At 67.2% G+C, this 21959-nt stretch carries 18 protein-coding genes; 14 read left to right on the forward strand and 4 right to left on the reverse strand.

Annotation, left to right across the window (positions count from 1 at the left end; translation table 11 throughout):
* The first annotated feature begins 125 nt into the window (after window positions 1–125).
* Window positions 126–557: a hypothetical protein gene (locus F0U60_RS44315; protein ID WP_395809358.1), complete on the forward strand. Its 432-nt coding sequence runs from the start codon at window positions 126–128 to the stop codon at window positions 555–557.
* Window positions 558–568: 11 nt separating this feature from the next.
* Here F0U60_RS44315 and rsgA read toward each other — a convergent pair whose 3' ends face one another.
* A complete protein-coding gene (gene rsgA, locus F0U60_RS44320; RefSeq protein ID WP_395809360.1) occupies window positions 569–1645 on the reverse strand; it encodes a ribosome small subunit-dependent GTPase A in 1077 nt (358 codons plus the stop codon).
* A 311-nt stretch (window positions 1646–1956) separates the two neighbouring features.
* On the opposite strand from rsgA, the gene F0U60_RS44325 reads away from it, so the two are divergent.
* Window positions 1957–2646, forward strand: coding sequence for a chloramphenicol phosphotransferase CPT family protein (locus F0U60_RS44325; RefSeq protein WP_395809362.1), 690 nt, complete (start codon window positions 1957–1959; stop codon window positions 2644–2646).
* Between the two features lie 17 nt (window positions 2647–2663).
* The gene (locus F0U60_RS44330) at window positions 2664–4055 is read left to right on the forward strand and encodes a phosphotransferase family protein (RefSeq protein WP_395809364.1); all 1392 of its coding nucleotides are present in this window, start codon (window positions 2664–2666) and stop codon (window positions 4053–4055) included.
* Here the strand turns inward: F0U60_RS44330 and F0U60_RS44335 are convergent.
* The gene (locus F0U60_RS44335; RefSeq protein ID WP_395809366.1) at window positions 3994–4545 is read right to left on the reverse strand and encodes a GNAT family N-acetyltransferase; all 552 of its coding nucleotides are present in this window, start codon (window positions 4543–4545) and stop codon (window positions 3994–3996) included. The two genes, F0U60_RS44330 and F0U60_RS44335, sit on opposite strands and share 62 nt — an antisense overlap.
* Before the next feature lie 113 nt (window positions 4546–4658).
* Between F0U60_RS44335 and F0U60_RS44340 the strand changes: the two genes are divergently transcribed.
* The 3 genes from F0U60_RS44340 (at window position 4659) to F0U60_RS44350 (ending at window position 9203) form a co-directional block, all read left to right on the forward strand.
* Window positions 4659–5738 carry a DUF3616 domain-containing protein gene (locus tag F0U60_RS44340; protein ID WP_395809368.1) on the forward strand — a complete coding sequence of 360 codons (1080 nt, stop codon included), beginning with the start codon at window positions 4659–4661 and terminating at the stop codon, window positions 5736–5738.
* 252 nt (window positions 5739–5990) lie between these two features.
* A complete protein-coding gene (locus F0U60_RS44345) occupies window positions 5991–6881 on the forward strand; it encodes a hypothetical protein (protein WP_395809370.1) in 891 nt (296 codons plus the stop codon).
* 168 nt (window positions 6882–7049) lie between these two features.
* A complete protein-coding gene (locus F0U60_RS44350) occupies window positions 7050–9203 on the forward strand; it encodes an alpha-amylase family glycosyl hydrolase (protein ID WP_395809373.1) in 2154 nt (717 codons plus the stop codon).
* A gap of 6 nt (window positions 9204–9209) precedes the next feature.
* Here F0U60_RS44350 and F0U60_RS44355 read toward each other — a convergent pair whose 3' ends face one another.
* Window positions 9210–10532, reverse strand: coding sequence for a hypothetical protein (locus F0U60_RS44355; RefSeq protein WP_395809375.1), 1323 nt, complete (start codon window positions 10530–10532; stop codon window positions 9210–9212).
* 370 nt (window positions 10533–10902) lie between these two features.
* Here F0U60_RS44355 and F0U60_RS44360 point away from each other — a divergent pair, with 370 nt between their 5' ends.
* From F0U60_RS44360 to F0U60_RS44395, 8 genes are all read left to right on the forward strand, one after another.
* On the forward strand, window positions 10903–11421 hold the full coding sequence (locus F0U60_RS44360; RefSeq protein WP_395809377.1) for a GNAT family N-acetyltransferase: 519 nt from the start codon (window positions 10903–10905) through the stop codon (window positions 11419–11421).
* Window positions 11422–11451: 30 nt separating this feature from the next.
* A complete protein-coding gene (locus F0U60_RS44365) occupies window positions 11452–12687 on the forward strand; it encodes a serine hydrolase domain-containing protein (protein ID WP_395809379.1) in 1236 nt (411 codons plus the stop codon).
* 201 nt (window positions 12688–12888) lie between these two features.
* Window positions 12889–14010 carry a polysaccharide export protein gene (locus F0U60_RS44370; protein WP_395809381.1) on the forward strand — a complete coding sequence of 374 codons (1122 nt, stop codon included), beginning with the start codon at window positions 12889–12891 and terminating at the stop codon, window positions 14008–14010.
* The gene (locus tag F0U60_RS44375) at window positions 14007–16229 is read left to right on the forward strand and encodes a polysaccharide biosynthesis tyrosine autokinase (RefSeq protein ID WP_395809383.1); all 2223 of its coding nucleotides are present in this window, start codon (window positions 14007–14009) and stop codon (window positions 16227–16229) included. The genes F0U60_RS44370 and F0U60_RS44375 overlap by 4 nt, the downstream gene beginning before the upstream one ends.
* 20 nt (window positions 16230–16249) lie before the next feature.
* Entirely contained in the window at window positions 16250–17536 is a 1287-nt protein-coding gene (locus tag F0U60_RS44380; RefSeq protein ID WP_395809385.1) for an O-antigen ligase family protein, read from the forward strand.
* A 1-nt stretch (window position 17537) separates the two neighbouring features.
* Complete coding sequence (locus F0U60_RS44385) at window positions 17538–18755, forward strand: glycosyltransferase family 4 protein (RefSeq protein ID WP_395809387.1); 1218 nt, start codon at window positions 17538–17540, stop codon at window positions 18753–18755.
* Window positions 18752–20050, forward strand: coding sequence for a lipopolysaccharide biosynthesis protein (locus tag F0U60_RS44390; RefSeq protein ID WP_395809389.1), 1299 nt, complete (start codon window positions 18752–18754; stop codon window positions 20048–20050). Before F0U60_RS44385 ends, F0U60_RS44390 begins: the two co-directional genes overlap by 4 nt.
* 122 nt (window positions 20051–20172) lie before the next feature.
* A complete protein-coding gene (locus F0U60_RS44395) occupies window positions 20173–20844 on the forward strand; it encodes a sugar transferase (RefSeq protein ID WP_395809391.1) in 672 nt (223 codons plus the stop codon).
* Here F0U60_RS44395 and F0U60_RS44400 read toward each other — a convergent pair.
* On the reverse strand, window positions 20771–21916 hold the full coding sequence (locus F0U60_RS44400) for a DegT/DnrJ/EryC1/StrS family aminotransferase (protein WP_395809393.1): 1146 nt from the start codon (window positions 21914–21916) through the stop codon (window positions 20771–20773). The two genes, F0U60_RS44395 and F0U60_RS44400, sit on opposite strands and share 74 nt — an antisense overlap.
* Window positions 21917–21959: the final 43 nt, after the last annotated feature.

The raw sequence follows: 21959 nt of genomic DNA on the forward strand, positions 1-21959 counted from the left end.
CAGCGGGTTGCGTTTGTCGCTTCTCGACGCAACCATAAGACCTCAAGTTGACTTGAGGTCAAGGCCATGAATCAGGCGACACTCTTCCCGGCGGTACGACCCGACGCAGAAAGGCCAGGTGACGCATGAATTGGTTTGCCCTGTTCCTCCACCAGCTGACGGATGGCCGTAGCGAGGAAAGGGGCGGCAGTGTCTTCAAGGGCGTTTCGTTCGTGAAGGTGGTGATTGACGGGCAGGAGCTCGAGGAGATGGACGCCTTTCGGGACTCGCTGGTCTATTTCGATGAGCTGGCGCGGAGCGCCGAGTCCTCTGGCAGGTACCTGATATTCACGTGTACGTGCGGGATTGCGGAGGACGGCGGTTGGGAGGGAGTCAACGTGGATGTGACTGAGTCCACGGTGAGTTGGGAGCTGGAGGTGGGGGCAGAGCGCCTGCGGTTCACCTTCGATCGCAGGGAGTACGTCTCGGAGATTGAGTCCGTGAAGGCCGCCCTTGGCTCCAGTCCTCTTCCACTGGAGCCAAGAGCGGTAATATTTCCGCAAGGCTTCAAAAGATAATCAGCGCGCCTTCACTTCCGCCGCTTGGGATGAAGCCGGCTGATCTCGCGCCCTATACGGCCGAACTGCTTCTCCTTGCGGCGCTGCTCCTGGCGGGCCAAGCCATCCTGGCGCGAGGCCTGATGGGCCTGCTCGCGGGCGAGCTTGTGCAGGCTCGACAACCGCGCCTCGTCGAGCTCGCCGCGAGCGACCGCCTCGCGAACCACGCAGCCCGGTTCATGCGCATGGGTGCAGTCTCGGAAGCGGCACTCGACGGCCAGGGCTTCGATGTCAGCGAAGACTCCGGCCAGGGAGGAGGCCTGGGCCCAGAGCTGAAGCTCTCGCAGCCCCGGGGTGTCCACGAGCAGGGCCTGGGCACCCTCCTCGAGAGGCACCGGGAGGAGCTGGCGATGGGTGGTCGTGTGCTGCCCCTTCTCGTCCACCTCGCTTACCTCGCCCGTGGCGAGCACCTCGGCTCCGAGCAGGCGGTTGATCAGGGTGGACTTGCCCACGCCGGAGGAGCCCACCACCGCCACGGTGCAGCCGGCGTGGAGATGGACACGAAGCCCCTCCAACCCCGAGGCGTGGAGTGCACTCACCGCGAGCACCGGCACACCGGGAGCCACCGCGCCGAGCTCGGCCACGAGCGAGTCGACGTCAGGCACCAGGTCCGCCTTGTTCACCACCACGATGGGCTCCGCGCCACCGCCCTGGACAGCCACCAGGTAGCGCTCGACGCGGCGGGGATTGAAGTCACGCCCCGGGGAGGTGACGACGAACACCTTGTCCACATTGGCCGCGATGACTTGGGCCTGCGTGCGCCGGCCCGCGGACTGACGGACGATGCAGGTTCGTCGCTGGAGCAGGTGGACGATTCGAGCCGGCTGGCCGGGCTGAATCGCGACCCAATCCCCCACGGCGGGCTTGTCCTCCGCCGCGAAGCTGAAGCGTCCGGCCAGCACCGCCTCGGCCTCACCGGCCGGGGTGAAGGTCAGGTAGCGCGATCCGTGCTCCAGCGCCACGCGGGCTGGGACGAGTGAAGAATCGGAGAGAAGCTCGAACTGCGATTGAAGGTCTGGGCCGAAGCCCAGGTTGGAAAGGGAGAACAAGACACACTGCTCCTACGGACGGCTGGTTTACGACCAGGAGGCCGTCGGGCAGAGCAGGAACTCCGTCAGCGAGAAGAAACGTCAGCGCGCCGGAGGGCTGCCCGGAAGAAGAACGGCCTCGACTTGAAAGAGCGTGTTCTGGACTTCCATAGGCGTTCTCCGGGCACACGCCCTGGGGGCGTGGGGTGTTTCCCTCATGAATAACATCGGACGGCGCTCGACCCAATCCTCTGACAGGTCAGAAGTGTAAAGAGGCGCGCAAAAGCACTCGCTTCAGGTAGGACAGCGGAACTGGACCCCAGGAGGAACCCATGCCAGCAGACAAGCCACACCAGAACGAAGAGCACGGGGCGAGCGGAAACGTCATCGTGCTGAATGGTCCTTCGGTCGCGGGCAAGACGAGCATCCAGAAGAAGCTCCAGGAGCTCTTCGAGGAGCCCTACCTGGCGATGGGCATCGACTCGATCCTCGTCGCCATGCTGCCGACGCGCTACTTCATGGGCTCGCCCCCCGACTGTGAGCAGGTGCTCTACGGCGTGCCCTCCACGGACGAGAGTGGCTCACCGCTCTTCACGCTGCGCTTCGGACCCAAGGGGCGGCGAGTCATCGCGGGCATGCACCAGGCCATCGCGGCGTTCGCGGAGCAGGGCAACAACGTCATCGTGGACCACATCCTCTACGAGCGCGAGTGGCTCCCCGAGCTCGCCCATGCGCTGCGCTCCGTCAATGCGTACTTCGTCGGCGTGCGGATTCCCCTGGAGGCCCTCGAGGAGCGAGAGCGGCAGCGGGCGACGTCTCCGCGCGGCCATGCGCGCAGCCACTACGCGACGGTGCATGCACATGAGCTGTATGACGTGGAGGTCGATACGTCGCGCGCCTCTCCAGAGGAGTGCGCGGCCCGAATCCACGAGTACGTGCGTACCCACCCCAGGCCAACCGCCTTCGAGCAGTTGCGCCAGCGTTTCCAGGTCGGCCAGGAACCCCCTGTTCGCCACCCGTAGCACACGAAGGAAGGCACATGGGGCTCTTCAAGCCCGTCCAGCTTCATCATGTCGCTATCCTCTGGCACCCCTCGGAGCCGCGCGTGCTGGCGGTCCCCACCAGGGAGGGTCTTGCCCTGCCCTCCTTCATGGCCGAGGAGAAGCACCCCGCGGAAGCCGGGCATGTGATTCAGCGGCTGAAGGGGCGGCTCGGCGTACCGATGACAGTGCTGCAATGCCTGGGGAACTTCCCGGGACAGGTGGGCGCACCACCAGACCGCGTCTACGTCCTGGAGAGCCACGGCCCGGCATCGCTCCGCCCCACGGAGGGAGAGTGGCTCGACGTGGCCCACCTGCACGCGAGGGGGCTGCCCCCGGTGCACCAGCGGCTGATCGACTCCTGGCTGGAGCAGCGCAGTACGCCCCCTCGTCATGGGCGGGAGTGGAGCGCTCCTGGCTGGTGGGACGAGGCCACCGCATGGATCGCGCGGGCGCTCCATGCCGCGGGATGGGGGAACGTCCAGGAGATAGAGCAGCTGCGCACCTGGGAGTTCTCGTGCGTCCTGCGCATCCGCGCCGCGAGGGGAGAGTGCTTCTTCAAGGCGTTGCCCCCCTCCTACTCCGCGGAGCCGCGGCTGGTGCTCCGGCTCCAGGAGACCCATCCGGCGCTCATCCCGGAGGTGCTCGCCACGAACCTGGAGCGCCGGTGGCTCCTGCTCGCGGCGGCTGGGGGCGAGCTGCTCGAGAGCGTCTCGGACCCCTCGGCCTGGGAGGCCGCCGCGCGCGCGTATGCCGAGCTCCAGCGACAGTGGACCCGGCACGAGGCGCGGACCTCACTCGGACTGAACCGTCTACCGCTCGAGGCGCTCGAGCGGGAGTTCGACGCGCTCCTCGCGGACGATGCGGCCCTGCTCCTCGACACGCCTGAGGGGCTCACGCGCGCCCAGGTTGAGCGCCTCCGCGCCCAGGCCGAGGAGCTGAAGGGCTGCTGCCGCGAGCTGGCCGCGCTCGGAATTCCCGAAACGCTGGAGCACGGGGACCTGTGGCCCTCGAACATCTTCGTCACCCCCCGAGGTCCAGTCTTCATTGACTGGACGGACGCGGTGATCGCACCGCCACTCCTCGGCGCATGGATGCTGCTCGAGGGTCCCCAGAGCGAGGCGCTGCTGGGAAGGAGCCCCGGTGCGCGCGAGCGCGTGAGTGCGGCCTATCTGCGGCCCTGGGCGGAGGAATGGGGCCAGCACACGCTGGAGCGGGCCTTCACCCTGGCACGAAGGATCGCGCCCGCGTTCCATGCCTGGAAGCTCTACCGCGAGGTGCTTCCCCACCTGGAGACGCGGGAGATCGGCGAGGTGCTGCCATTCCTCCTCAAGCGCCTGCTTTCCGACGCGCCCGCCATTCCTCGCGGCTCTGTCCCCAGGCCTCGATGACCGCGGTGTCATAGGGCGGCGGCAGCTTCACCTGGCCTTTCACCCGTGAGCCCAGCCGGCGAGCAACCTCCTGAGACGGCGTGTTCTCAGGAGCGATGCAGTGGATGACCTCCGTCCATCCGAGGTGCTCGAAGGCCCAGTCGATGGAGGCTGTCGCCGCCTCGGTGGCGTAGCCCTTGCCCCAGCAGTCGCGCAGCAGGCCCCAGCCCACCTCCGTGCCCGGCCAGCCCTCGGGCTTCCACGGGCCCACACGTCCCACCCAGCGGCCCGTGGACTTCTCCAGCACGGAGAACATGGCGAAGCCCTGCAGCGCCCACGAGCCCGCCATGGTGCTCATCGCCCGCCAGACCATCGCGCGTGGTTGAACGCCCCCGATGAAGCGCGCGGACTCCGGGTCCCCCGCGAGGGTCACGAAGCCCTCCAGGTCCTCCAGTGCCGTGGGGCGCAGGATGAGGCGTGCGGTCTCGAGCGTCGGTCCAGGGGCGATCATCTAGGGTCTCCGAGGAAACGGATGGATTGGAAGTCGGCGAATCTACTCGAGGCCACGGTTGCCTCGCTCCCTGATCGTGCTTAAGCGGAAGGCTCCTGTCCTGGAGGACTTCCATGTTGCATGCCCCTCTCCTCGGCCGTGTCCTGCTGCGCTTCGACGCCAGCAAGGATGAGCTCCACGAGGATCTCTCCGCGGCGGTGTTCTCCTCGGAGGGGGAGCTCTGGGTGGCCTCGGATGAGCACCACTCCCTCGAGCGCTTCTCCCCGGTGAGCCCGCGTGGCTTCGGCCAGCACCGGCACTTCGTCATGGCGGACCTGCTCGGGGAGGAGGTCCGCGAGGAGGTGGACATCGAGGCGCTGGACTTCCAGGACGGGCACCTGTGGTTCGTGGGCTCGCACAGCGCGAAGCGCAAGAAGCCCAAGGGCAAGACGATGGTGAAGGATCTCGAGCGCCTGGCCACCGTGGAGCACCAGCCCTGGCGCTTCCTGCTCGCCCGCGCGCCGCTCCCGGGGTCCTCATCAGGCTCGGCCCGCCCGGCGAAGCTCATGCGAACGGAGGGCCGGGAGGGCCCAGGAGTGAACGTGCTCGTGGAGCTGCTGCGCCAGGATCCCCACCTGGGGCCCTTCCTCGCGCCCGCCTCGCCGGAGGATCCGGAGGGAGCCTTGGCCATCCCCAGCAAGGACAACGGGCTGGACATCGAGGGGCTCGCCGTCCACGGGGACCAGGTCTTCCTCGGGCTACGAGGCCCCGTGCTGCGCGGCTACGCCGTCATCCTGCAGTTGGAGGTGGAGGATGTGGGCAACGGACTCCTGGCACCCCGGCGGACGAAGAAGGGCAGCCCCTATTCCAAACACTTCCTGGACCTGGACGGCCTGGGCATCCGCGAGCTGTGCCGCCATGGAGAGGATCTGCTCATCCTCGCGGGGCCCACCATGCCCGTGGATGCCCCCATCCGGCTGTTCCGACTGCACAAGGGCCTGATGCTCTCTGGAGACACCCTCCACCCACAGGAGAAGGGCGTGCTAGAGCCGCTCTTCGACTTGAAGAATGGAAGCAAGGACGACAACGCCGAGGGCGTGGCCGTGTTCTCCTGGTTCGCGCCGAATGACTCCGTGCTCGTCGTCTACGACACGCCCTCGCCGCAGCGCTGCTACGGCCCGGACGGCGTGCTCGCCGACGTGTTCCGGCTCTGAAGCATTGACATGCACTTCTGAAGAGTTGTCCCCGTCAGCTCATGAGCCATTGAAACAGCAGGCGGCCTGATTTCCCTCACACTGTCTGTCAGCTCACGCCACAACCGTTCATGAATAACGGAGTGGCGTGAAATGCCCACCGGTGCGTATTCGATTTACAGGAACAGTGAGACTTTCTCCTGGAGCCCAACTTCGTCTCCACGCCTCTCGGAGATGAAGTATCCACTTCTGGGCTCGGGGGGGAGAAGCAACATGACACGCATGAAGTTGCTTGGAGTGCTCCTGCTGACATTCACAGGGGGCTGTGCCGGCGTGCTGGAGGAGCCCACCGCTTCATCCACGGCTCCCGGCCAGACGGTCCAGGAGCTCGAGCTGGAGAATAGTTTGACAACCAATGGCCTTGCATTCAATGGCCTTGCATTCAATGGCCTTGCATTCAATGGTCTCGCATTCAACGGTCTGGCGAGCAGCGAGTTCTCCGCCTGGTTTCAGCAGAACCCGGCGGAAGCCGACCTCTTCATGAAGTACCTCGTCCGGTGTGCCGTCCCGCCTGGGCAAACCCGGACGTACTCGAATGGCTCGACCACCTATACCTGGACCGGCAGCCTGGGGTTGGCACCGAGCTGGTCCAGCGGCTCGCCCGCGACCCTGAAGGAACAGCAGGTCGTCAGCGCGTGCCTGGCCGCCCTCGTCAACAAATACGGGCGCACCGTCACCGTCTCTCTCTTGGGCACGAGCGCGCTGGGGCAGCGTATCCCCTACACGGATTCAGAGCTGAATAACTACCCACAGCGGGAGGGCTGCTTCTTCGGCAACCTCTTCACCCATGAGGGACCCTTCGTCGGCAACGATCAGCAGCAGCGGGGCTCGAACCAGAGCAGCCTCCGCGCCTGCGCGCTCTGGGGCGCCAACATATGCCCGCCGCTCATCCATATCGGTAGCTGCCATTCGAGCTGCCAGCTCGATGCCACGGGGACGTACTTCACGAAGTGCACCCGCGGAGGGATTGACTACCCCGCCATCACCACCCGGCTCAGCAACCAAGATATCTACACGTGCGGTGACAACACCTGCCAGCCTACCGAGTCCTGCGGCAACAGCACCAACGCCGCCAGTTGCACGGACTGTAAAGTCTGCCCCTGAGTCCAGGAGGGGCAACTTCAACCCGGACCCACAGCCCTGACTGGCGTGAGCCTCCACCCTCGGGGCCGGCGTACTTTCGCCCTGCCCAGTCACGTTGACCCCACGCGAGGGAGGTGGAACGCTCCTGCACGGCTCGTCCAAGAAACTCGTCGTCAAGGAGTTGCCTGCATGCAGTGGCGGAAATCCCTTCTCACGCTGGCGATCGCCGGCGTTCTGTCCTCCTGTCGCGATGGTGGGAGTGGTGGTGGCAGCGATGGGGGGGTCGACAATCCGCCCCCGCCGCCGCCTCCTCCGGAGGTCTACAGAGCGACGATCAGTACCGCCGCGGGTACAGCCGACAGCCGTCTGGCCTGCTTCAAGGGCCAGGGTGAGCCCGAATGTGGGCTGCGCCTGTATCAGCTCATGGTCGAGTCCTTTGTCGATGGCGACAGCACCGCGGACTACAACACCGGCTACGGCACCAGCCATCACAAGGGCGACCTGCAGGGGATCATCAACAGCCTCGATTACATCAAATCGACCGGCGTCAACGCCCTCTGGCTGACCCCCGTCTTCGAGAGCGTGCGCATCAGCGGGCAGAACGACTGGGCCGATCGCCTCGACGCCACGGGCTACTTCGCCTCCAACTACTTCAAAGTCGATCCTCGATTCGGAACCAACGACAAGCTCAAGGAGCTGGTCGAGGCCGCCCATGCCAGGGGGCTGTATGTGTTCCTGGACGGTGTGTTCGGCCACTTCAAGCGCAATGCCTCCGACTACGCCTCGCCGCTGGGGCGCACCGTCTCCACGAACGGAGCAGCCCAGGGAGACACGGGCCGGTCAGCGGACTACCCGGCGGACCTCGAGTTCTTCAAGGAGGTCGCTGCGCACTGGGTGACCGAGTACAAGATCGACGGGTGGCGCCTGGATCAGGCCTACCAGGTGCCGGTTCAGTACTGGGACGACCTCCGTGCCGCCGTCGCACAAGCCGCGAGTGGCGTGAGCTACACCAACAGTGCGGGAGAGACGGTCCATCCGTTGGGTTACATGGTGGGGGAGATCTGGCGGAGCGCCGGGGAGATCGCCAGCCAGGGCTATGGTCCTGCCGCGGCTCCAGCGCTGTTGTCCGTGTTCGATTTCCCCATGCGCTACAGCCTGGTGCAGACCCTCGCGGTGGAGGAGAGCGGCAGCGGCGGGCGTGCAGCGAGCAACCTCCACACCGGGTACCTGAACCACCTGGCCTACCCGGCCCATGCCATGCCGAACCTGATGCTGACCAACCATGATCTGGTCCGGTTCGGCGATCTCATCCAGCGGGGAGGCCTAGGGGAGACCACGGACGACGCCTACTGGGCGCGGCATAAGGCGGCCTTCAGCTTCATGGCCTCGTACAGCGGCCCCATCACCCTCTACTACGGTGACGAGGTGGGCCAGGAGCTCCCGGGCTTCGCCGCCCGTGAGGACAATGCGACCTGTGCCACCCAGGGCCGCTGCGATGACCATGTCTCGCGGACCTCCGCCATAGTGGAGGGCGTTCCGACCACGGTGGGCAGCACGGCCACGGTACTCGCCCCCGAGCAGGTGGACCTCAAATCCTACGTGGCGTCGATGATGGCGCTGCGCGACGCCCACCCTGCGCTCGATAATGGCAGCCGCACGCACATCTACTCGGACAACAATGTCTACATCGACCGCAAGGACCACGGAACCGACAACATCTTGTACGTGTTGAACGCCAAGGCGACCCCAGCGGTGCTCACGGTGGCTGGGACGGCCATTGGCAGTGCGGGACCCCTCGTCGATCTCTTGGGTAACGCGGCCGTGATGGGCTCCGGCGGTCACTACGAAATCCCACTGAAGCCGTTCGAAGCCAGGTTCTTCGACATCACGTCGCCAACGGCCGAAGGTCCGCAGACCGGGGAGGGTGACGACCTCACAGGTGAAGGTCCGCTGGCCGATTGCAACGCGCCGACGGTCGAGGGACTCGGGCCCCTCGCCAAGGAGATGTTCATTCGCGGCAGCTACGCCGGTGGCGACAACTTCGGCGCCACACCGGCCAACCGCAGGTTCGCCTACAAGGGCAACAACCTCTACCAGGTGGTGGTCCATGAACCAGAAGCCACCGCCTACACCTTCAAGTTCGCCAGTGCGAACTGGTCGAGCGAGTTCGCGGTGCAAGGGTCTGCCGCGGTGGTGATTGGCACCGAGCAGACCCTCGCGGTCGCCGCGGGCAATGGCACGGAATCCTCCATCGTCATTCCGAAGCCGGGCGACTACGTGTTCAGCTTCCGCATCAATGCCGCCAACAATGGCGGCACGATGATGGTGAGCCTGTGCGAATGACGCCGCTCATTCCGGCGCGGAGCCGCCAGCGGAGTTGCCGCGAGGCGTGAGCCAGCCGTGCTCTGGCGCACGCAGCTCCGGGGTGGACACGCCAATAAGGTCCGCTCCGGGGTCTGCGTCGTTGTGGAATGAGTCGCGCTCGACGGCGACCCATTGACCGTCGCTCAGGAGGTTGAGCTCCACGTGCTCTCCCGTGGGCACCAACAGCTCTCCCAGGGATTGCAGCGGCTGTTCCTCGCGTACCAGGAACCGCCGCACTCCCTGGAAGGGGTAGAAGGGCGAATACATCAGGTCCGGGTACTGGACGCGCTGCAGGACAAGCACCGCCCCGTCCGCCGTCAACAGGGCCGAGGTATTGGTGCCCCTGTACTCCGGCGAGGCGTCCGGCACCGGTACATCGGCGAGCACTTCCCCACTGCCACGCCGCAGCAGTGTCACCCGCGTGCAGGCATTCGTGCTGCAAGGAGCAATCACCGCGGCGTGAGACTCGCTCAGAAAGACGGACGCCTGGGCCACAGGCCACGAGTACCGAATCCCACCGTCGGCGGTGGAGCGCACGGTGCCATCGTCGAGGAAGAGCGTGTCACGGAAGACGGCCACCGGCTGGCCGGCTCCGTTCAAGGTCCAGCGCACCACACCTTCCGGAGAGAGGGACACGACGCCTGCCGGGTCCACAGAGAAATACAGCCGCCCGAGCTCATCCGCGATGGGCGGGCCCTCGAGCGTCCCGGCCACCTGACGCGTCCAGGCGAACTCAAGTCCCGGGAGTGTCAGGCTCGCGATCCACACCTTGCCGCCCTGCAGCGGCCACACCAGCAGTAGCTGGCCAGGAGCCCCCTGCACCCAGAGGGGCTTCTCCGTCGACGCAGTGACGCCCTCGGCGGCCAGGCGCGCGTTGAGCAGGGAAGTCAGGTCGAAGTCGCGCGCTGGCGTGCTGCCGTCGAGGGACAGCAGGGTCCACACCTGTCGGCCGGCCTCGGGCGACCAGCGAGTCCCCAGCGCGTGACGGCGGTGGAGCACCCAGGGGGAACAGGGCCCCTCTCCTTCGTGGAGCACGCTCTCATGGTCCGGTTGCGACGGGTCGAAGCGCGTGAGCCGACACACGGAATAGGGACCCTCGAAGTCGGGATCGTCCGGCGACGACGACTCCGCGAGCAGCAAGCCCTGGCCCGGAGCCAGCCCTGCGAGCTTCCAGTGGTGGCGGCCCGGACGCCATCTCCAGTTCGCACTCGGCGCATTGCGAATTTCGCACGCCCCCGCGGAGCAGGTGCCGGCCGGAAGCGTGGGCGACACGGAACAGGCCATGTCCTCCGGGGCCTGAACCTCCACGCAGGAGCCCTCCTGCTGGACATAGGCACGACAGGCGAAAACCGGACCACAGGGCGTGCTGCCCTCCGGAAGCCAGGAGGCGATACCGTCAGCCGGTACCTGCTCCGTGTGCACCTGTGTGTCCGGAGGGGGAGAAGGAGGAGGCTCCGGAACCCTCTTCTTTCCATCCCCACATGCTCCGAGAACCAGACAGACCATCCATCCCCACATCATCCTCATTCTCATGCGGCCTCCTGCTCGAGCGGCGCTACGCTGCCCATGGGAAGCCGTGCTCGCAGGGCATGTCCGAGTCTTCTGCTGGAAAAAAGACACGCCGCGCACCCGGTAAGAGCGCTTGTGGGACGCTGGAACCTGATCTAGTCGAGCCTGCATGCAAAGCCACACTCTGGTGAGAACAGAGCAGCCCCAGGACGTCGAGGCCGTGCGGCGCGTGAACACACTCGCCTTTGGGCGTGCCGAGGAAGCAGCGCTCGTCGATGCGCTTCGTGCCGCGGGGGGCGTCACGCTGTCGCTCGTCGCGGAGGTGAACGGTCAGGTCGTCGGGCACATCCTCTTCTCCCCCGTCGAGCTCGACAGGGGCGGCGGCCATGACGTCGCCGTGGGCCTGGCTCCCATGGCTGTGCTTCCGGACCACCAGCGACACGGCATTGGCTCGAAGCTCATTCGCGCGGGGCTCGACCGGCTTCGCGAGGCCGGGCACGGAGCCGTTGTGGTCCTCGGGCATCCCGACTACTACCCGCGCTTCGGCTTCGCACGCGCAAGTCGGTTTGGCCTGCGGTGGGAGGTGGAGTGCCCTGACGAGGCCTTCATGGCCCTGGAGCTTCGCGAAGGCTTTCTTGGCAATCGGCCCGGCATCGTTCGCTACCGGCCGGAATTTGGCGCGGTGTAACGGAACCGGACGCGCCAGGAGAATCAACGGATGAAGAACTTCGGCATCGATGTCGACCCGCGAGAGGTCGGCCTGGACGCACAGCGACTGCAACGCATCGACACGCACTTCCGCCGTTACGTTGACGACGGGAGGCTCGCGGGCTGGCAGGTGATGGTCTCACGTCACGGCAAAGTTGCGCACCTGACGTCGTACGGGCTTGCCGACAGGGAGGCCAACCGCGCGGTGGAGACGGACACGCTCTGGCGCATCTACTCCATGACGAAGCCCATCACTTCGGTCGCGGCGATGATGCTGTGGGAGCAGGGCGCATTCGAGCTCTCCGACCCCGTCAGCCGCTGGCTGCCCGAGTTCGCCCAGCCGCGCGTCTACGTCGCAGGGCCCGCGGCCCGCCCCATCACCGTGCCCGCGACCGAACCCATCCGCGTGTGGCACCTGCTCACGCACACCGCGGGGTTGACGTACGGCTTCCACCGGGTGAACGTCACCGACGAGCTCTACCGGCTCCGCGGCTTCGAGACCGACGCACCCGACGGCTTCGACCTGGCCGCGTGCGTCCGAGCCTGGGCGGAGCTCCCGCTCGCGTTCCAGCCCGGTGCGGAGTGGAACTACTCGGTGGCCACGGACGTGCTCGGCCGGCTCGTCGAGGTCGTGTCCGGACAGACGCTCGATGCATTCTTCGCCGAGCGCATCTTCGGGCCGCTCGGGATGACAGACACCGCGTTCTGGTGTTCCGAGGACCGACAGGCGCGTCTGGCCGCGCTGTACACGCCGTCCTCCGGACCCACCCGGGCGGTCCGCGCCGACGCGCTCAGCAAGAAGGTGACGAGGCCACCCGCCTGGCTGTCAGGGGGCGGCGGCCTGGTGTCGACGACGCGTGACTACACGCGCTTCACCTGGATGCTGCTGAATGGCGGCGAGCTCGAGGGGGCGCGCCTGCTCTCACCGCGGACCCTCCACTACATGACACGCAATCACCTGCCCGGTGGTGCGGACCTCAAGGCCTTCGGTCGACCGCTGTTCGCGGAGACCCGGTACGACGGAGTCGGATTCGGACTCGGCTTCGGCGTGGTCGTCGACCCTGTCGCCTACCGCACCCTGACGAGCGTGGGCGAGTACCACTGGGGTGGCATGGCGAGCACCGGGTTCTGGGTGGACCCGGAAGAGGACATGACGGTCGTCTTCATGACCCAGCTGCTCCCCTCGAGCACCTACCCGCTCCGCTCACAGCTGCGCCAACTCGTCTATCAGGCGCTCATTGACTGAGCCACAAGTCGACGCGCGAGCCCAATGGTCGCGTGTTATTGCCTTCCGGACACCGGTACGCGCATGTGATTGCATGCGCTCCATCGAATCGGAACAATCTCCTGGCCTCGAGGCAAGACGTCTTCCCCCCTCCCCTCGATGATCGTGTTCAACCGGCTTCTCGGGGTCGGGGGAACCTCTGGGAGCCTCTGGAGATGATCGATGAGGCGCGTCCTGCTACTGGCCTGGGTGCTGTGCACGAGCGCGTGCGCATGGGGCCCTGGCATGTATATGGACGAGGGAGCCTTCCGGGAGCGGCATGCCGGAAAAGCAGACTCGGGCACCGACGACGCATTCGAGATCGTTCCCATTGATGCGACCCTGCTGAGCAAGCAGCAGGCGACGCGTCTGCAGATGCGGCCCGCCCCCATTCAGGACCCGCTGGCGGAGAGCGCCGCGAACTACAACTACCGGGTGACGGCCCATGACGTGCTGAGCGTCATCGTCTGGGACCACCCCGAGCTCACCATCCCAGCAGGCGAGTTCCGCTCCGCCGAGGCCACCGGCCACCCGGTGTCGGCCGATGGGACGATGTTCTTCCCTCATGCGGGAGTCCTCCAGGTCGGGGGAAAGACGCTGAGGGAGATTCGAGAGCTCCTGACGCAGCGGCTGACCCACGTCATTGAAAAGCCGCAGCTCGACGTCCGCGTGGTGGGCTTCCGGGGACAGAAGGTCCAGGTCACCGGAGAGGTGGTTGCCCCCAGCAGCATCCCCATCACGGACGTCCCCCTGCGGGTGCAGGACGCCATCAGCCAGGCGCGAGGACCCACCCCGGAGGCCGACCTGAGTGATGTCACGCTCACCCGGGGCGGCAAGACCTTCACCCTGAATCTGCAGGCCCTCTACGAGCAGGGGGACATCAGCCAGAACTGGCTCCTGCAGGACGGAGACATCGTGCACGTCGCCGACCGGAGCCGGAACAAGGTCTTCGTCCTCGGAGAGGTCCGTAAGCCGTCCTCACGCGTCATGGTGAAGGGCCGGATGACACTCGCGGAGGCGATCGGCGACACCGAGGGCTTTGATCCGGTCAGCTCCAACCCGGCGAAGGTCTATGTCATCCGTGGAAGCTTCGAGCGGCCCACCATCTACAAGCTCGATGCCAGCTCACCGGATGCGCTCCTGCTCGCGACGCAGTTCCAACTTCAACCACATGACGTTGTCTTCGTCTCGCCGCACAACTTGACACGCTGGAATCGCATTATCAGTCAAATCCAGCCAACAGTTCAGATGCTCTGGCAGACGATAGACATTGGGGATAGGGCGACCATATTCCCGCCCCCATGACCAGCGCCCCCCACCGCAAGGTTCCTGCCCGCCCCAACTCCGGAGCGCCAGAAGACGAGCTCGATCTGCGCCGGCACCTGGGCATCCTGCTCGAGGACCGCTGGTCCATCATCGCGACGCTCGTCCTGACGCTCGTGGGTGGCGCCCTGTACATGCTCGCCGCGCCGCCCATCTACCGCGCGAATGCCGTCCTTCAAATCGAGAAGAAGGGCAGCCGGCTCGGTGAGCTCGACGCGCTGTTCGCGGACCTCTCCGGGGAAGCCTCCACGGAGATTGAAATCCTCAGCTCGCGAGCGCTGCTGGGGAGGGTCGTCGACGAGCTTCGGATGGACGTGGTGGCCACGCCGCGACACGTCCCGTTGCTGGGCGCGGCACTCGCCCGCAGCCACAGAGGGCCAAGCCTCGCGCAACCCCGGTGGTACATGGACTCGTTCGCCTGGGGAGGCGAGCGCATTCGGGTGGAGCGGGTGAACGTGCCACCGAAGCTGGAGGACGTCCCGCTCGCGCTCGTGGCGGGCGAGGCCGGTTCCTACACGCTCCTCGGGCCAGGCTCCACCCCGCTTCTCAGCGGGCAGGTGGGCACACTCGCGGCGACGACACCGGGCTCGCCCCAACAGGTGGAGCTCCTCGTCTCCGAGCTCGAGGCCCGCCCGGGGACGCAATTCTGGGTGACCCGGCGCTCTCGCCTCGAGGTGGTGGAGGAGCTCCAGCGCGCGCTGCGGCTGAGCGAGAAGGGCACCAACACCGGCATCCTCACCGTGGCCCTCGAGGGGCAGGATCCGGCGGGACTCTCCGCGACGCTCGAGTCCATCGCGCGCCACTACGTCCGCCAGAACGTCGAGCGTAAAAGCGAAGAGGCCGAGAGGACGCTGGTATTCCTCGACACTCAACTGCCCGGCCTGCGCACGGAGCTGGAGCGCGCGGAGGCGGCCCTGAGCGCCCACCGCGCCGGGAAGGGGACCGTCGATCTCGGGCTGGAGGCCCAGGCCATCCTGGAGCGAAGCGTCGATATCGAGAAGTCGCTCTCAGCGCTCTTGCTCGAGCGCTCCGAGCTGCGACAGCGCTTCACCGACAACCACCCGGTGCTCATCGCCACGAGCCGGAAGCAGGAGCGGCTGCAGGCGGCTCGGGAGGCCCTCAATGCCCAGCTCAAGAGCCTGCCGAGCGCGGAGCTCAAGACGGCCCAGCTCATGCGGGACGTGACGGTCGCCACCGAGCTGTACCTCCAGCTCAACAACAAGGCCCAGGAGTACCGAGTCCTGAAGTCGAGCATCGTCGGCAACGCGCGGCTCCTCGATGAGCCCGTGGTGACCCGCCAGCCTGTGCGTCCCAGCAAGCCGGGCGTGCTCGCGGTCAGCTTCGTGCTGGGGCTGACGCTCGGAGTCACGTATGCCTTCGCCCGGCAGGCGCTCCGCAGAGGAGTCTCGGACCCCGCCACGGTCGAGGCGGAGCTCGGAGTGCCTGTCTATGCCACCCTCCCTCTCAGCAAGGAGCAGCCGCGCCGGACCCGCGGGAAGCCGACGTCAGAGGGCGAGCTGCTCGCCATCCTGGCTCAGCGCCATCCGCGAGACCTGGTCACGGAGAGCCTGCGCGGCCTGCGGACCCGCCTCCAGTTGGTACTGAAAGACGCACCCAACAATGTGATCGCCCTCACCGGGCCAAGCCCGGGAGTAGGAACGTCCTTCGTCTCCGTCAACCTCGCGTGGGTGCTGGCGGACTCCGGCAAGCGCGTCCTGCTCGTGGACGCCAACCTGCGTGGGGGTTGGCTCCACCACTGTTTCCGGGCGGAGCGCACCCAAGGTCTCTCGGAGGTCCTCGGCGGCACAGTCGAGTTGGAGCAGGCAGTCCTGAAGGTTCCCGGACAGAGCCTGTCCTTTCTCTCCACCGGCGCTCTTCCACCGAACCCCGCCGAGCTGCTGATGAGCGACGCGTTCACGGCACTCATCACGCGGATATCGGCCGGGTACGACCTCGTCCTCATCGACACACCGCCCATCCTGGCGGTGACCGACGCGGCGCTCGTGGGCCGGCACGCGGGCGTGAACCTCGCCGTGGTACGCGCGGGCGCCCACCCGCTGAGGGAGGTCGCCGCGGCCATTCACCGGCTCGAGCAGGACGGCGTCTCGGTCAAGGGGCTCATCTTCAACGGAGCGCCTCGCTCATCCACAGGACGCACCGTGAGCGGCATCTATCAATACGAGTACCCGACCGCGAGCTGAGCGCAGGCAGGAGCCATCCCATGAGTTGGATCCGATGCGCAGGACTGGGCTTCATCGCCGCGCTCTACGTGCTGGCGGGCCGCTGGGGCTTCCACCGACTGGCCTCCGCGGACCCCGAGCCGGACCCGTTCCTGGAGCTGCGGCTGTGGATTGTCATGGGAGGGCTGGTGCTCGCCACCGTGGGGCTGGTCCACCGGGCGCACCGCGCGGCGAGGCCGGGCGAGACCCGGCTCGACACCCGGCTCTCGACGGCGCTGCTGATGTTCCTCGGCTACCTGTGCACCAGCGCGCTCTGGGCTCCCGACGCGGGCCTCGCCCTGGAGAAGCTCTACGATCTCGTCCTGGTCGGAGTGATGAGCTTGGGCTTCGGGCTCGCCGCGCTCCGCCAGCCAGCGGAGCGTGTGCTGGACGCCTTCTGGGGCGTGGTGGTCTCGGCCACGGCGCTGCTGGCACTCACCGGCATGAGCCAGTTGCTGGGCAGTGGCGGTGGCGCGCGGCTGGCGGTACTGGGAGGCGGTCCGAACGTCTTCGCCCGGCTCATGGGGATGCTCGCGCTCGGCGCCTTGTACTTCTGGAACCAGCGCGGGCAGGCCTGGCTCTGGATTCCACTGGCGGCCACCGGGGTCCTCCTCGCGTTGCTCACCGGTTCGAGGGGCGGGACGGCCGCCATCATCGCGGGCATCATCACCTTCCTCCTGGTGGAGCGCGTGCCGATACGCCGGCTCGCACTCCTGTCGCTGCTCGCCACGATCGCCTTCGGGTTGGCGACCACCTTCTCGCCCCTGGGCAAGGCACTGAATCGCTCCATGGAGGAGCGGTTCATCCGCCTGACCCTGAAGACGGAAGGGCACGGTACCTCGGAAGGCAAGGTGTACCTGTCGGGACGTGAGTCCCTGTATGCCTCCGCGTACGAGCTCGGGCTCGACCACCCGGTGACAGGGGCCGGGCTCGCGGCGTTCCCGGCACTCGGGTTGGGGGTCTACCCCCATAATCTCTTCCTCGAGGTGTTCTGTGAGGGCGGCACGCTGGGCCTCGCGCTCTTCGGGTGGACCCTGCTCGTCTTCCTCCGCTCGGCGATCCGGGGGCGCCGCGGCCTCGATGGGGCGACCGTCAGCGCGGCGGTGTTGATCCTGATGGGCAGCCAGTCCAGCGGCGACTTCTACGACAGCCGGGCGCTCTACCTGCTGATGGTGATGTCCTCATGCACCTCGGTCGCGGAGCGGAAACCCGCCCCGGCCGCCCTGCCACATGGAGCCAGCGCGCTCCCCTCCCCTGCTGACCACCCCGCTGTCCATGGAGTCACCTGAGATGAAGATCATCTACCTGCACCAGTACTTCACCACCCCCGCGATGCACAGCGGGACCCGGTCCTACGAGCTCGCCCGCCGCCTGGTGGCCATGGGCCATGAGGTGCACATGGTGACCTCGGATACCGAGCCCACACAGGACACGAAGGGCTGGCGCGAGACGAATGAGAGCGGCATCCACGTGCACTGGCTCCCGCTGCCCTACTCCAACTCGATGACGTACGCGGAACGGATGCGCGCCTTCAGCCGCTTCGCCATCAACTCCTCACACCGGGCGATGCAGCTCACGGGTGACGTGATCTTCGCCACGAGCACGCCGCTGACCATCGCGATCCCCGGCATCCTCGCCTCGAAGTTGAACGGCAAGCCCATGGTCTTCGAGGTGAGGGATCTCTGGCCCGCCATCCCCATCGCGGTCGGCGCCCTCAAGAGCCGCCCCGCGATCCTGGCCGCCCAGCTGCTCGAGCGGGCCGCCTACGCGGGAGCGGCACACATCATCGCGCTCTCGCCGGGGATGAAGGCCGGAGTGGAGGCGGCGGGCGTGTCCTCGGAGAAGATCACCGTCATCCCGAACCTCTGCGAACCGGAGCGCTTCCAGGTCCCGGCCTCCGCGGGCCTGGAGTTCCGGCAGAGGTACCCGTGGCTCGGAGACCGGCCCATGGTCCTGTACGCGGGCACCCTGGGCCTGGTGAATGGGGTCGACTACCTCGTCCGGGTCGCCGCGGACATGCTGACACGCGACCCGGAGGTGCGCTTCGTCATCATGGGGCACGGGCGCGAGGAAGGCGCGCTGCATGCGCTCGCCGAGCAACTCGGTGTGCGCAACCGCAACCTCTTCTTCCTGCCCAGCGTGCCCAAGGCGGAGCTCCCCGCGGTGCTCTCCGCGGCCAACATCGCCACCTCGCTCGTCACCGACCTGCCGTGCATGCAGGACAACTCCGCCAACAAGTTCTTCGACACGCTCGCGGCCAGCCGGCCACTCGCGATCAACTACGGCGGCTGGCAGGCGGAGCTCCTTGAGCGGGAGCAGTTCGGCCTGTACCTGCCCCCCAGGGACGTCGCCGCCGCCAGCGCGCTGCTGGCGAACAGGGTCCGCGACCCCCGGTGGCTCGCCGAGGCGGGAGAGCGGGCGGGGCGGCTCGGCAGGGAGCGCTTCTCCGCGGACTCCGCGGCCCACAGGCTCGCCGAGGTGCTGCAGCGCGCGGTGGGCAGGGCGTGACGCCGCGGCGCTCGGTGGGTGGGAACTTCGCGTGGACGCTCTCGGCCGGGCTCGTGTACGCGCTCGCCCAGTGGGGCGTGCTGGTGCTCTACGCCCGGCTGGGCACGATGGAGATGCTCGGCGAGTTCGCGCTCGGGTTGGCCATCACCGCCCCGGTGATGCTCCTGGCGAGGATGAACCTGCGCACGCTCCAGGCCACCGACGCCCAGGGCGCCTACCACTTCGAGCACTACCTCGGATTGACGGTGCTCAACGTGCTCGGGGGGGTGCTGGTGTGCTGCGCCATCGGGCTGGTGGCGGGGTACTCGATTCGAGCCAGCCTCGTCATCGCGCTGCTAGCGCTGGCCAAGGGCGTCGAGGCCCTCAGCGAGGTGTTCTACGGCGCCATGCAAAAGGCCGAGCGGATGGGGCTCATCGCCCGCTCGATCATCGCCAAGAGCGTGCTCTCCGTGGTGCTCGTGGCGCTGGCGCTCCGAACCACGGGGAGCCCGGTGGTCGCGGCAGCCGCCCTGGGGCTCGCCTGGGCCATCGTGCTCTTCCTGTTCGACGTCCACGCATACCGGCGTGAGTTCGGGGGAGAGCGGCCCTGGAGCCTGCTGTGGCGGAGGCCCTGGCGCGACCAGTGCGTGCGCCTGAAGAGCCTGCTGCGGCTTGCCTATGCGCTCGGGATTACCGCCCTGCTGAGCTCGCTCCGCCCCAACGTCCCGCGCTACATCCTGGAGGCGCACTTCGGCCAGGCCGAGCTGGGCATGTACGCCGCGCTCGCATACCTCACGGCACTCGGGGGCCGGGTGGTCCATTCGCTCGGTCAGGCGGTAAGCCCCCGGCTGGGGCGCTACCACGCGGCGGGAGAGCAGGGCCGTTACGGCCGAGCGCTCGCGGGCTTCGTGGGAGGGGCGGCGCTGGTGGGCGTCTGTGCCATCACCAGCGCGGTGCTGCTCGGGCGCTGGGCACTGACACTCTTCTATGGAGCCGCCTACGCGCAAAACCTGGAGCTGTTCGTCTGGCTCATGGTGGCCGCTGCGTTGGAGTACGTCTGCGTGAGCTTGCAGGTGGGCCTCACGGCGGCACGGGAACTGAAGGCACAAGCGCTGATGCTCGCCCTGTCCATCGTGATGGTCGCACTGGGCAGCATGTGGTGGGTCCCCTCGCGGGGGCCCCTGGGGGCGGCATGGGCCCTGGCCCTGGGCTGGCTCGTCGAACTGGGAGTCAGCGCGTGGCTGACGGTGCGAGCCTGGAGACGCCTCGTACTCCAGGAGGTGCGCACGGTGACGAGCAGCGGCTCGGCACCCTGAAATGGGCTCAAGGGCCAACACCTGCCTACGGCTTTGGGGAGGTGGTGAGCGCTCGAGGCAGCACCTAATCCTGCATCAGCGGAGTTCGGTACAGGGCCCCGCCATACAACCGGAGTGCTCACATGCTGCGACAGACTGGAGCGGGGCTGTTCCTCAAACGGTGCATCGACCGGCTGGCCGCGGCCGTGGGGTTGCTGTGCTTCGCCCCAGTGATGGCCGCCACGGCGCTGGCCATCCGGGCCACGATGGGCAGCCCCGTCCTCTTCCGCCAGGTACGTCCGGGCCGCGGAGGAAAGACGTTCCAGCTCATGAAGTTCCGCACCATGCTCGACGCGAAGGACGCGGACGGCAATCCGCTCCCCGACGAGCATCGCCTCACGCGTGTCGGGCAGTTCCTGCGTGCGGCGAGCCTGGACGAACTTCCGCAGTTGTGGAACGTGTTGCGCGGCGACATGAGCCTGGTGGGGCCGCGCCCGCTGCTGGTCGAGTACCTGCCGCGCTACTCCGCCGAGCAGGCGCGGCGCCACGACGTGCTCCCGGGCATCACGGGCTGGGCGCAGGTGAACGGACGCAACGCACTGGGCTGGGAGGAACGGTTCCAGCTCGACGTCTGGTACGTGGACAACTGGAGCCTGGCGCTGGACGCGAAGATTCTCGCGCTGACGATCCTGCGCGTCGTGCAGCGCCAGGGCATCTCCCACGCCGGAGACGTGACGATGTTCAAGTTCCTCGGCAACGAGACGCAGGCACAGCCCGCACCACTTCCACCACACGTGCCAGCTCGTCCGGAGTGAGGTTGGAACCAGACGGCAGGCAGAGTCCGTTCTGGAACAACTCCTCGGCGACGTGGCCCCCTCTCCGCTCGAACGCGGCGAAGACCGGCTGCAGGTGCATGGGCTTCCATACGGGCCGCGCCTCGATGTCCTCCCGCTCGAGCGCGAGCCGCACCGCCTCCCGGTCCGCGCCGAAGTGCGCCGGGTCGATGGTGAGCGTCGTCAGCCAGCGCGTGTGGCGTCCCCAGGGGGCCTCGGGCATGAAGGTGATTCCTGGCACTCCGGCGAGGGCGCGCACGTAGAACTCGTAGTTCCTGCGCCGCGCGGCGACCCGGTCCTCCAGGACCCGCAGCTGACCCCGGCCGATCGCCGCCAGCACGTTGCTCAGGCGATAGTTGTAGCCAATCTCGGAGTGTTGGTAATGCGGCGCGGGGTCGCGCGCCTGGGTCGCGAGCTTGAGCGCATGGCGGACGAGCGCCTCGTCGGACGACACCAACATCCCTCCGCCCGAGGTGGTGATGATCTTGTTGCCATTGAAGGAGTAGATGCCCACGCGCCCCAGCGTGCCCGGGACACGCCCCTTGTACGAGCTCCCCAGGGCCTCGGCCGCGTCCTCCACGACGGGCACGCCGTGGCGCTCGCATGTGGCCAGGATGGGGTCGAGATCAGCACTCTGCCCGTAGAGGTGAACCACGACGACGGCGCGCGGCAGCCGCCCGGAACGCGCTCGCGCCTCGAGCTCCTCGCACAGCAACACGGGATCCATGTTCCAGGAAGTGCGCTCACTGTCGATGAAGACGGGGGACGCGCCCAGGTACCGGATGGGGTTCACCGTGGCCGAGAACGTGAGTGTGCTCACCAACACCTCATCTCCCGGACCCACGCCGACCAACTGGAGGGCGAGGTGAAGCGCGGCCGTCCCGGAGCTCAACGCGAGCGCGTGCGGTGCTCCGACGCACCGGGCGAACTCCGCTTGGAACGCCTCGACGTGCGGACCAAGCGGAGCAATCCAATTGCTCGCGAACGCCTCGTCGACATAGCCGCGCTCGAGAGTGCCCAGGTGAGGTGACGACAGATAGATGCGCTGGGACATGCAGGGCTCCTGGGTGGAAGGATGTGCCAGGCACTCGACCAGG

This window comes from Archangium minus (assembly GCF_044360475.1).
Lineage (GTDB): Bacteria > Myxococcota > Myxococcia > Myxococcales > Myxococcaceae > Archangium > Archangium minus.

Excerpts from the sequence above, each read along its gene's own strand:
- F0U60_RS44325 (WP_395809362.1), top strand. The coding sequence starts at position 1,957 with ATGCCAGCAGACAAGCCACACCAGAACGAAGAGCACGGGGCGAGCGGA.
- F0U60_RS44330 (WP_395809364.1), top strand. The coding sequence starts at position 2,664 with ATGGGGCTCTTCAAGCCCGTCCAGCTTCATCATGTCGCTATCCTCTGG.
- F0U60_RS44395 (WP_395809391.1), top strand. The coding sequence starts at position 20,173 with ATGCTGCGACAGACTGGAGCGGGGCTGTTCCTCAAACGGTGCATCGAC.
- F0U60_RS44315 (WP_395809358.1), top strand. The coding sequence starts at position 126 with ATGAATTGGTTTGCCCTGTTCCTCCACCAGCTGACGGATGGCCGTAGC.
- F0U60_RS44345 (WP_395809370.1), top strand. The coding sequence starts at position 5,991 with ATGACACGCATGAAGTTGCTTGGAGTGCTCCTGCTGACATTCACAGGG.
- F0U60_RS44400 (WP_395809393.1), bottom strand. The coding sequence starts at position 21,916 with ATGTCCCAGCGCATCTATCTGTCGTCACCTCACCTGGGCACTCTCGAG.
- F0U60_RS44335 (WP_395809366.1), bottom strand. The coding sequence starts at position 4,545 with ATGATCGCCCCTGGACCGACGCTCGAGACCGCACGCCTCATCCTGCGC.
- F0U60_RS44360 (WP_395809377.1), top strand. The coding sequence starts at position 10,903 with ATGCAAAGCCACACTCTGGTGAGAACAGAGCAGCCCCAGGACGTCGAG.
- F0U60_RS44365 (WP_395809379.1), top strand. The coding sequence starts at position 11,452 with ATGAAGAACTTCGGCATCGATGTCGACCCGCGAGAGGTCGGCCTGGAC.
- F0U60_RS44380 (WP_395809385.1), top strand. The coding sequence starts at position 16,250 with ATGAGTTGGATCCGATGCGCAGGACTGGGCTTCATCGCCGCGCTCTAC.
- F0U60_RS44370 (WP_395809381.1), top strand. The coding sequence starts at position 12,889 with ATGAGGCGCGTCCTGCTACTGGCCTGGGTGCTGTGCACGAGCGCGTGC.
- F0U60_RS44385 (WP_395809387.1), top strand. The coding sequence starts at position 17,538 with ATGAAGATCATCTACCTGCACCAGTACTTCACCACCCCCGCGATGCAC.
- F0U60_RS44340 (WP_395809368.1), top strand. The coding sequence starts at position 4,659 with ATGTTGCATGCCCCTCTCCTCGGCCGTGTCCTGCTGCGCTTCGACGCC.
- F0U60_RS44375 (WP_395809383.1), top strand. The coding sequence starts at position 14,007 with ATGACCAGCGCCCCCCACCGCAAGGTTCCTGCCCGCCCCAACTCCGGA.
- F0U60_RS44350 (WP_395809373.1), top strand. The coding sequence starts at position 7,050 with ATGCAGTGGCGGAAATCCCTTCTCACGCTGGCGATCGCCGGCGTTCTG.